The organism is Streptococcus oralis (assembly GCF_001579025.1).
GTDB lineage: Bacteria > Bacillota > Bacilli > Lactobacillales > Streptococcaceae > Streptococcus > Streptococcus oralis_X.
The window spans coordinates 1-342 of record NZ_KQ970250.1 but is presented as its reverse complement, the minus strand read 5'-3'; the positions used below and the strand labels follow the sequence as shown (position 1 = coordinate 342).

1 protein-coding gene is annotated in these 342 nt (G+C 41.2%); it reads left to right on the top strand.

Going from position 1 to position 342, the window contains the following annotated elements:
• A partial coding sequence (locus tag SORDD27_RS09465; RefSeq protein ID WP_061428700.1) for an LPXTG cell wall anchor domain-containing protein occupies nt 1–299 on the top strand: 299 nt, incomplete at its 5' end.
• Nucleotides 300–342: the final 43 nt, after the last annotated feature.

The window sequence follows — 342 nt, the reverse complement described above, 5'->3', positions numbered from 1 at the left end:
ATAAGGAAGGCAATGAAATTCCAGGCTATCCAACCGAAGACGGTGAACAACCTAAGAAAGATATTCCAGGTTACCGCTTCGTAGAGACTAAGAAACTTCCAAACGGCGACACAGAGCATGTCTACGAAAAAGTTGTTACTGCCCCTCAACAAAAACCGACTGAGCAATCTCCAACGACTAAAGCAACCAAAGAATTACCTAATACTGGTACGGAAGATCATGTAGCTTTGGCAGCTCTAGGAGTACTTGGTTTGATGAGCGGATTTGGACTTGTGTCTCGTAAGAAAAAAGAAGACTAATTCTATACTCGAGATTCTAAGTAGTATCCATTAGTTTCTAAAC